We start from the raw sequence: 6,700 nt of genomic DNA on the forward strand, positions 1-6,700 counted from the left end.
GGACTTAAAACATAAGGGATATAATATCCTGAAGTCTGAGAATAGTGTGGATGATGTTATACAGCATTTTGTCCCGACAAAAGTAAACGACCTATGGGCGTTTATGAGTGAATTTAAGGAAGAGTCTGCTACAGTAGTGATCGAGCAGATCCTGGATGTACCCGAAGAAGTGTTAGAAGGAAAATTCTTACGGGTTTTCTGATTGATCTATTAATTTTTAAAAACTAAACAGATGAATTTAAAGCAAATACACCAAGAATATATACTCAATCATCCTACAGCTGTAAAAACTGCTAAAAGTAGATCACAGCTAACTTTTAGACAGATTGCAGGTATCCGAGAGTCTGCCTTTAGTATCTCCCAGTTATTTACAATAGCTGATGGGGAAGAGGTTATTAGACAAGGTTTTGCTCGTTGGCCCGATATTATAGCAGGAGAGTTGGAGCTATTGAAGAAGAGAATGGTTGATTAGTGTTTATAGTTTTTTAAAATCAAAAAATAGTATTTTAATATTTAAAGAATGTCAATATAAAATCAGTATTAAAGTAGAATTATTTGTAATAATATTGAAATAGTAATAGATAGTATTCTCTCCTATTCCTCTGTTAAAAGGGTAAGTAGGGTTGCTTTATTTATGTTTTTATGTAAACTCCTAATTAATTTTCCTTTGCTATTCAATAATATAAATGCAGGTAGTTTCCCAGAACCTAGATAATGAAGCTGAATTTTTTGGCTACGTTTACCTATTGTCATATTGGTTTCCATATCTTCATTTTGGTTCGGAGAGTTGTCGATTTTAGTTTTATCGTCAGTGTATAAGGTAACAAACACAGGATAGACCTGAAAGGTGAATCCTTAAGAAAAGGAATATTGAAAAAGGAATAATCACAGCTTTTTTTATATAATTGTATGATCTTTTGAGTGGCGCGGTTTGACCGAAATCACTGGCATCATCACTCCGAAATACCCAGGAGTATATAAATTGCATTCCGCTTTAATAATCTTGATTTTGCTGTTGTAAAGTCTGCCAATAATTTCCGCTCTGCACCAAATTAAAAAAAAAATGAAAAATGATTCCCTTAGCCTTTCTGAATTGCCTGGAAATGTTGATGATAAAGACAACTAAATTGGGAGTGGGAATCTAAATCGATAACCCCAAAATTCAACAAAGTGATTAGTCTCCTAAAAAGGCAAGTCCTCATCCTCATCAAATTGACCATTACGAAAGACATCGTTCCAATCAAAAACATCTCCATCATTATCATCATCAGCATCGTATCCATATTTTGACTTACTTATTGCTTCTTTGTGTTTTTTTGACATTAGACGCATATGTTTCTTAAAATCAATGAATTTTACGCCTTTTGCTACTAATTGATTAAATTCGGCTACGAAAGCTCCTGAGAAATGTGCACCAGAATATCCAGTTGAACGAGCAACTATATTTTGTAACCAATTTTCATCATCTGTAGAAAGACTGTTCCCTAATCTGATAGGATCAATATTGGCACATAAACCATCTTGATAAGCAGCAATCAAGATACTTTTTATGAAAGAATTGTTGATTTTGCAAAGACGTTCTATTAGTTCTGGTGATATTTCAATTTTGCAAACAAAACTAACCCAGAGTAACCAAACAATTTCATGATGATGTGCAGCTCCAATTGATTTGTCAATGATAATTTCTATTATATTTTTCCATCCAATACTATCAATTGACTTTCCTATAGCTACTCTCTTAGCTAAAAGCAGACAAAGATAATCTAGACAGTGAGGGAAATGAAACAATATACGATGTAATTTTGGTTCGATTTCAGTCCAAATACTTTTATAATATACCTCTTCTTTGTCCAATCTTCTAAGTGCTAATTTCATTGGACTTTGAGATCCTGAATTATTGAAAAGTTCAAAAGCCTTGTCCAATAAATAATTAATTTTTTCCCCCAATAAAAATATATTATTCGTACTGGATCGCAATTCTTGAGCCCAAATATCATCTACAGGAAATAATCCAGGTAAAACCTTCGTCTTAGAATCATTAACTTGAAGCTCATAATTTTGTAATATGTCGCGTAATCCAGACAAGACTATTGAGCTGTCAAATTCAGATTTAATACCCAGGTAATAATCATCTACATGTCTTACCCCTCCAATTACCAAATCCCCAACTGTCTCTTGAAGCAAATTATCAATATCACTTACGAGATACTCAGCTATTATGCGAAATGCATCCGGCCCAACAATTACACCACGTGTTTGACCATTTTGACATTGCTGTATAAACCAATCAAGACTATTAAAATATATTGATTTAGAATTTCTATTAGTATCGCCTTTAGCTGCTTCTCTGCCATGAGCAGCCCATACTATTGAATGAGTGTATATGCTTGGGAAAAACTGAGCAATGTCAGTTTTTAAAAGATATGGTGAGTGTTTTATTTGTGAAGACAATTTGCTAACTACTTCACTTAAAGGTGGTACTAAGACCGCACGGTCATCAGATTCTGATCCTAATTTAATTTTACTAATACTAAAGTTAGATTGTTGTAATTTATTTTCTATTTCCTCCCATTGCTTCCCAATAAAATCACATAAATAGAAATATGGAATTGGATTAACGACACCATAATAACGTCTATTTCCATCATGTTTTGTACCACTATATCTAATGTAAGACGAACTCCTCTTATGATATTGTTTCTTTAAAATCTCTTTTATCTGTCCACTAAAACAGCGAGCTAAATTTGTACTAATAAAACATGGAGGAAGGACTTCTGGAAAAAATCCCTTATTTAAAAGTGAGTTTCTAATAAGTTTACTTTTCATCATGGCTTTTTGTGTTACCCAAATATATTAAAATTTAAAATATTTGAAAATGAGTATTTGCTAGTTTTGAGAAGGATTTAAGCAATGTAAGATTTACGAGATAAATAAGGAATTGATTAAATCAATTTATTTAATACGATTTCCCTCAAAAATCTAATTCAATTTTTTGTTTACTTGTTCCCATGAAATGCCAAGTACAAAATTCGATCATATTGATGATCATCTATGCTTTGAAACACAATTCATCTGGAATAGGGATCAGGATTACCCATCATATTACCATAAGACGCGGCCATGAAAAAAGTTGGATAGAATTTAAACGTAAAGATGGTAAGCGTGTCCGCGCATTTGATTTTTTTAATCTGGGGCTTCACATTGACTGGTATCATACACAAAATTAAATCAGGGGCTGAGTATAATTATCAAAACAATTTCGTTAAATCAAAAAATTAAATAATGAATTTATTTTTTAGTAAATTAGGACTAGCTAATAACCTATAAACACTTAAATATGGAAAGACCAAAGATTCTTTGTATCCATGGTATCGGTGGTAAAGATAAAACTATGGATATCCCTTCGGAATGGGCATTTAAATGGCGTGATGGACTAAAAACTCATCTTGGTATCGTTGATGATCAAAATATCATATTTATGAAATTCGACAGTTATTTTGATAATCAAAATGCTGGTGTTGTAGATTATGGAAAATTTATTGTCAAGACCTTCCTAGATTTTTTGAAGCGTCGCAAAAGCCAAAAAATGTATTCTGTTAAGGATTGGATGGATGATTATCCTGATATGGTTGTTGAATACTTACAGCACCCTAAGTTAAAACGGAAACTATGGGATGACTTGAGAAACCATATAGAAACCCATAAGCCAGATATTATTTATGCGCATAGTCTCGGTTCTATCATGTGCTATGAGTTTTTTATTCAGCCAGAAAATAAAGATAAATATAAAGACATAACTCTTGTAACGGCAGGATCTCAGCTAGGAAACAACTTGATGAGTGCACATACCACTTTTCCTATAGTACAGCTTCCGATTAAAAAATGGTACAACCTGAACAACCGAAAAGATTTGGTTTTGGCTGGGGTACGGATATCAGCTAATTACCCAAACTTCAAACATATTGATACATATTTTGATGACAACGGGCCAGCAAATCACGATGGATTAAGGTATCTCAATCATGAGAAAGCAGTTTCAGAGGTATGGAAGCTTTTGCGATAAGTGTGTGATAAAGAGACGAAAATATAAAATTAATCATTTGTAGTATTATACTACAAAATACTACAAAGAGGGTATTGTAATAACATTATCCTATTGGTAATTTTAGTAAATATATTGCAAGAAATACTAAATTAATAACCATTGTAAAACCTTAAAAAATTAAATTATGGACCCAATTGAAAAAGAAATCACGCAATTGTGGTGGAATATCTATGGCAGTTGTTTTACCGGAACAAAATTAACAAAAAAGAATGCATTGTTTATGTCTACCGGCAATAGAATTCCATCAGGATCAATCTTCACCCTGAAAAAGAATATTTTTTCAAATATTATTGACAAAAGCTTGGTGTTTAGCTATTCAACTCTAAGGAAGATGGAAGGATTTCCTGAATTGAAAAATGCTTCGCTTAGTGCCACACCATCATGTATTTCGAAACTACAGTATGCGAATAACACAGCACTTGATATCTATGGAAAATTGCTGGACGGAACAGGAATAGGAAAGATCAATGCTGAATTACAGACAATATTGAAAAAATCCAAAGCACTTGAGATAAATATTTCACAATGGGGGCAGGATTTGATAGAAGAGGGTATTCTAGAATTGTTTTTAGAAGAACAATTAGCAGGTCAAAATGCGATGATCAAGAAGGTGACTGATGGAAACCACTACATTGCGACTGAAGGAATATGGGTAAAAGGTATGTCATTTACGTACCAATTGGATAAAGAATCTATCACTAAAATAGAGGCTATTTACGAACAGAACAAACAGCAGTTCATAGAATTTGGTATAACGCTCAATATTGCCTCCTCAACGAGCTTAACCACAAGTTTTAAATACAGCGAGAGCTTTTATCCTTTTCTTAAATTCAGAAAAATTGAGAAAAATGGCAACATAAAGGGTATGGTCAAAATTGTAGAGGGTAAAGCAATAATTTTATCCGATTTAGATATTCAGGAGGAACTATAGATGGGATGAGCCATTAAATATATTTGTTCTTCCTGCAAATACTAACTTAAATATACCAATTCTAAAATAATAGCTTACGACCATGGAAAGAAAGGAATTTATTAAAACTGCTTCTCTGGCAGCATTAGGTCTATGCTGTTTTCCCATGATTGATGCCTTTGGACGTGTGCCAAAGATCATTAACAGCAGCGAAGCACAAGTTCATTTGAGAAGAGTATCAGTGAATTTGCATCAAAAGATGGATAAGCTGATTGATTGGATGACGGCAAGTGGGTGGACATCCCACCTGGAATCTATTCTCGGAATGAAACTTCCTGCAAATAGGCAAGAGTGGTTACTTCCATTAGGAAAATCTACCTGTGATAGGTTACAAGAATCCAATGGATTTGAAGATTTTGGTGGAAATAGTTTATTAAATCCAGGCTTTCCTCAATTTAGTTTATTATATCATCTGTTGGCCAGTCCGAGAGTTTTGCCGAAAAGTGTTAGAGAATATCCGGATATTAAACATTTGGATCTTCTTGAAAACTATATTTTTGCAATGGCTGATCTGCAGCAAAACTTTGAAAATTCCCAAAAATTAGCATTAGCCGTTTTAGCCTATGAATATAGACCTGCTTATAAGATGCCCGTCGCTTTGGGATTTCCCAAACAGGTTCCGGTACATGCGGACTTCGTTTTTGCCCGAGCAGGAATAGGCCGAATAGGTGACCATCCCTATCACTATGATGGAAGCATGAGATCATTTAGCAATCAGCCATCGACAGATGCTAACAAAAAAAATATTGCTGTCACACCAGCTCGATATGGATTGTTCTTAGTTGAGATCGTACCATTAAAAGACCCGTATCAGCCTCCTATTTCACTGTTGAGTTACGAGAAAGGTGATAAGCATAGAGATTTTATCCGTCCGATCCGCAAAATCATTAAAAATGAAGATCTGGATTTTGTCTTTGGAGAATATCACCGTAACGAAAAGTTACAACGGTTGGCAAATTTTAGGATAAATGGAAAGGATGAGGATCAAGTTGCTATTCCCGCTAATTTTTCTTTAAATAAATCGCCATTTATACACGAAAGCGCTACTAATGAAGATGGATACAAAATTCTTAGAGACGGAAGTGATATGGTTTCGCTTGAATCAATTGGCTCTTCCGTTCTGTTATCTTCACTACCTGCACCTTTTGTACGGCCAGCAATGCAGGATGGCAATAGAGTAACCTTTATAGTACCAGCTTGTTGGGATACAAAGTATTATTCTAATCGACGATATGGAAGCTTTAAACTTATTCCGCCAGATAGTAAGGACGCATTGGATCTTATTGTGACCGATGGTTTTTTTCGTGCGACACGCCGAACGGCAAGATTTGGTACGGCTAGAAATGCACCTTTATTCGCAAATATTAAGCATGTCCAGGAAAGTGGTAGTGAGGTTCATCTGGACGAGAATTTTGAAGGTTTTGAAGCTAAAATTGTAGAAGGCAAATATGCTGCAGGTCTTTTTGAGGACAGTATCTGTGATGGCTGTATCAGTGTAAGTTACAGTGATGGAGCACTAGGCTCCTTCTGTATGGCGAATTTTTCATTATAAATTGCTGGATTTTTATCTGACAATTCTCTTTTCTGACTTCTTGGTTTAGATGCTTATAATCTTCCTTTTCTTC

7 protein-coding genes are annotated in these 6,700 nt (G+C 34.3%); 6 read left to right on the forward strand and 1 reads right to left on the reverse strand.

The features are described from left to right. Positions 1-202, forward strand: a 202-nt coding sequence (locus tag L950_RS31130) for a hypothetical protein (protein ID WP_037525749.1), incomplete at its 5' end; no start/stop codon positions are given. 30 nt (positions 203-232) lie between these two features. Further along, the gene (locus tag L950_RS23645; protein WP_021188998.1) at positions 233-472 is read left to right on the forward strand and encodes a hypothetical protein; all 240 of its coding nucleotides are present in this window, start codon (positions 233-235) and stop codon (positions 470-472) included. 710 nt (positions 473-1,182) lie between these two features. Here L950_RS23645 and L950_RS23655 read toward each other — a convergent pair. Beyond that, positions 1,183-2,829, reverse strand: coding sequence for an RNA-directed DNA polymerase (locus tag L950_RS23655; protein WP_021189000.1), 1,647 nt, complete (start codon positions 2,827-2,829; stop codon positions 1,183-1,185). 179 nt (positions 2,830-3,008) lie between these two features. Here L950_RS23655 and L950_RS23660 point away from each other — a divergent pair, with 179 nt between their 5' ends. From L950_RS23660 to L950_RS23675, 4 genes are all read left to right on the forward strand, one after another. After that, positions 3,009-3,227: a hypothetical protein gene (locus L950_RS23660; RefSeq protein ID WP_021189001.1), complete on the forward strand. Its 219-nt coding sequence runs from the start codon at positions 3,009-3,011 to the stop codon at positions 3,225-3,227. A 110-nt stretch (positions 3,228-3,337) separates the two neighbouring features. Beyond that, positions 3,338-4,063 (forward strand): hypothetical protein, encoded by a 726-nt coding sequence (locus tag L950_RS23665; protein ID WP_021189002.1) that lies wholly within the window; start codon positions 3,338-3,340, stop codon positions 4,061-4,063. Positions 4,064-4,229: 166 nt separating this feature from the next. Next, positions 4,230-5,036 (forward strand): hypothetical protein, encoded by an 807-nt coding sequence (locus tag L950_RS23670; RefSeq protein ID WP_021189003.1) that lies wholly within the window; start codon positions 4,230-4,232, stop codon positions 5,034-5,036. A gap of 82 nt (positions 5,037-5,118) precedes the next feature. Beyond that, positions 5,119-6,627, forward strand: coding sequence for a hypothetical protein (locus tag L950_RS23675; RefSeq protein ID WP_021189004.1), 1,509 nt, complete (start codon positions 5,119-5,121; stop codon positions 6,625-6,627). Positions 6,628-6,700 lie beyond the last annotated feature (73 nt).

Origin of the sequence: Sphingobacterium sp. IITKGP-BTPF85 (assembly GCF_001006065.1) — a bacterium.
Classification (GTDB): Bacteria; Bacteroidota; Bacteroidia; order Sphingobacteriales; family Sphingobacteriaceae; genus Sphingobacterium; species Sphingobacterium anhuiense.

Excerpts from the sequence above, each read along its gene's own strand:
- L950_RS23645 (WP_021188998.1), top strand. The coding sequence starts at position 233 with ATGAATTTAAAGCAAATACACCAAGAATATATACTCAATCATCCTACA.
- L950_RS23655 (WP_021189000.1), bottom strand. The coding sequence starts at position 2,829 with ATGATGAAAAGTAAACTTATTAGAAACTCACTTTTAAATAAGGGATTT.
- L950_RS23660 (WP_021189001.1), top strand. The coding sequence starts at position 3,009 with ATGAAATGCCAAGTACAAAATTCGATCATATTGATGATCATCTATGCT.
- L950_RS23665 (WP_021189002.1), top strand. The coding sequence starts at position 3,338 with ATGGAAAGACCAAAGATTCTTTGTATCCATGGTATCGGTGGTAAAGAT.
- L950_RS23670 (WP_021189003.1), top strand. The coding sequence starts at position 4,230 with ATGGACCCAATTGAAAAAGAAATCACGCAATTGTGGTGGAATATCTAT.
- L950_RS23675 (WP_021189004.1), top strand. The coding sequence starts at position 5,119 with ATGGAAAGAAAGGAATTTATTAAAACTGCTTCTCTGGCAGCATTAGGT.